The 2,753-nt window shown below is 69.6% G+C and carries 2 protein-coding genes and 1 pseudogene; all 3 read left to right on the top strand.

Features of this window, described 5'->3' with window-relative positions; all coding sequences use genetic code 11:
- Positions 1-508: pseudogene (locus tag VNS22_RS27835) on the top strand (hypothetical protein); the annotation flags it as partial.
- 12 nt (positions 509-520) lie between these two features.
- A complete protein-coding gene (locus VNS22_RS27840) occupies positions 521-1,828 on the top strand; it encodes a DNA circularization N-terminal domain-containing protein (RefSeq protein ID WP_325738408.1) in 1,308 nt (435 codons plus the stop codon).
- A 4-nt stretch (positions 1,829-1,832) separates the two neighbouring features.
- Positions 1,833-2,753, top strand: a 921-nt coding sequence (locus tag VNS22_RS27845; RefSeq protein ID WP_325738410.1) for a phage baseplate assembly protein, incomplete at its 3' end; no start/stop codon positions are given.

A 2,753-nucleotide genomic window follows, 5' to 3' on the forward strand; every position in this document is an offset into this window, starting at 1 on the left:
CCTGAAAGGGACCTGGGACGAGGCAGCCGCGGCGCTGGGCCTGCAGGACTTCAGCCCCGCGAATCAGGACCGTGCCGCGTGGTGGCTCGCCCAGCGTGACTACCGGACGCGGACCGGCCGGGATCTGATGGCCGATCTCAAAAGCGGCGATCCAGCCGTTCGATCCGGCATCGGGCCGGCGCTCTCGCGCACCTGGACGTCTCTGCCAGGGGGCATTGAGGAGGGCACCAGCCAAAGCCGGTTCCTGTCCCGCCTGGCGACTGCGACGGCCCAGTATCAGGGCGGTGCACCGGCGGGAAATTTGGCGGCGCCTGTCGCCGAAGGCGCGGCGCGTTCCCTGGCGCCCACCGGGGATGAGCTCAGTCGGGCACTGCGCGGGAAGTTGGAACTGGAGATCACCGGCCGGCTGCCGCCAGGAATGTCGGCCCAGGTGCGCTCCTCCAGCGGCAATGTCCGGGCCTCGGGACCGCTCATCGAGAACACTGGCATGACCCTGGTCGCGCCATAAAGGGAGGGCAGGATGGCCTGGTACGACCTTCTGCTGCCGGCCTCCTGGCGCGGCGTCCCCTTCGGGGTGCGGGGCTCCGAGTACGGGGGAGGGCGGCGCACCGCGCTCCACAGTTACCCGTACCGCGACAATGTCTGGGTGGAGGATCTCGGCCGCCTGGAGCGCCGGGTGGCCTTTTCTGGCTTCCTGGTCGGCGACGGTGCCTATGCCAGGGCCAAGCTTCTGCTTCGGGCCTGCGAGGTTCGTGGCCCTGGCATCCTGATCCATCCTTCACTGGGGATCATGCGCGTCGCCTTGGCCGGGCCAGTCCGGATGGTCGAGCGGGCCGAGCGCGGCGGGCTGGTCGAGCTGCAGTTCGAATTCTCGGAGACGCTCGATCCCACCTATCCGGCTGGCGCCACAGACACGGTTTCCGCCGTGCTGGGGGCGATCGATCGGGCCCTTGGCGCCATCGGCGACTCCTTTGTGGGCGAACTGGTCGGCGCGGCGGTGCTGGGTGTCGGCATCATCACTTCGGTGCAGGCGACGGTCTCGGCCTGGGGCGACCTCGCCGGGTCGCTGGCGCGGGATGCCGGTCTGACGACCGGGGCGGCCAAGGGCGTGGTGCCCGACAGCGGAACCTACGGCCGCTACAGTCAGGGCAACCGCCGCCAGGGCACGGCAGCGCCGGCTTCGGTGGAGGCGGCGCTCGATGCCGTGGTGGCCGCCCGCTCGGCCGTGGATACTGCCGTGGACCAACTGGCAGCCGCCGCTGCGGCGGGGCAGAACGCCGGGCTGGTGCCGTCGGCCTTTGCGGTCAGCGAGGCCATCCGCGACGCCTGCGCCGATCCCGCAGATGCGGTGCGCCTGCTGGCGCGTCTGGCGTCCTACACGGTCACCGTGGTGCCGACAGATGCACCGCTGGGCAGCACGCTCAATGCGGTGCAGGAGGCGACAGCAGCGGCATGCCGGCAGGCGGCGCTCTGCTCCCTGGCGATCGCCTGCGCCGAGTACCTGCCCGCCTCCCATGACGAGGCGCAGGCCCTGCAGGAGCAAGTGTCCGGCCTCCTGCGGGCGGAGGAGCTCCGCATCGGGGAGGCCTCGGCGGGCGGTCTGTACCCCGCGCTGAGCCAGATCCGGGCGCTGGTACTGGACGACCTCGCGGTGCGGGGGGCGCCGCTGCCGCGTCTACGGACCGTCATCACGCCGCAGGCGCAGGCCTCGCTGGTGGTGGCTTACGCGCTCTATGCCGATGCGTCCCGGTCGGACGAGCTGATCCGGCGGGCGAACCCGCCGCATCCAGGCTTCATGCCGACCGAGTTCCAGGCCCTCACGGACTGATCCGATGGACGACGATCTTACCCTTGTGGTCGGGGGCAGGCAGTTCGGCGGGTGGCGGAGAATCCGCGTCACCCGAGGTCTGGAGCGGATGCCTTCCGACTTCGACATTGCCCTCACGGAACTCTATCCCGGACAGGCGGAACTGCTGCCGATCGGGCCGGGGCAGCCGTGCGCGGTGATGCTCGGCGGCGACGTGGTGCTGACTGGCCGAATTGACCGCTATCAGACCGCCATCTCCCCCGAGGGGCATACCGTCCGCGTGCAGGGCCGCGGCAAGTGCCGCAACCTGGTCGATTGCTCTGCCGGCATCCGGCAGGACGGGAGCACCTTCATGCAGATCAGCGGTGGCGACGCTCTGAAGATCGCCGGCGATCTGGCGTCCCCTTTCGGCATTGCGGTCACCCGCCTGGACGAAGAGGCGGGGAACACCATCCCCCAGTTCAACATCAACTTCGGCGAAACCCCCTTCGAGGTGATCGACCGGGTGGCGCGCTATCGGCAGGTCCTGGCCTACGAGGGGACGGACGGGAACCTGATTCTTGCCCGGGCCGGGTCGGGCTCGATGGCCAGCGGCTTCGTGCTCGGCGAGAACATAGAGGCCGCCAGCGTGTCGCTGACCGTGGATGAGCGCTTCAGCGACTATTACGTGGTCTGGACCGCAGTGGACGCCCTCACCGGCCTCCCTCAGGCCGGGGGTACAACCGGATGGACGCATGCGCAGGTCAGCGACCCGTCCATGGTGGAGTTCCGCCCGCATGGGTTCGTCTCGGAGCAGATCGTGGACGGTCGCGACATCGCGCAGGCTCGCGCGATCTGGGAACTGAACCGCCGCAACGGCCGCAGCCAGTCGATCACGCTGACCTGCGACTCCTGGCGTGACAGCGCGGGAAAGCTGTGGGAGCCGAATGCACGGGCCTATGTGCAC

The sequence above is a fragment of the Geminicoccus sp. genome, from assembly GCF_035556675.1.
Taxonomy (GTDB): Bacteria; Pseudomonadota; Alphaproteobacteria; order Geminicoccales; family Geminicoccaceae; genus Geminicoccus.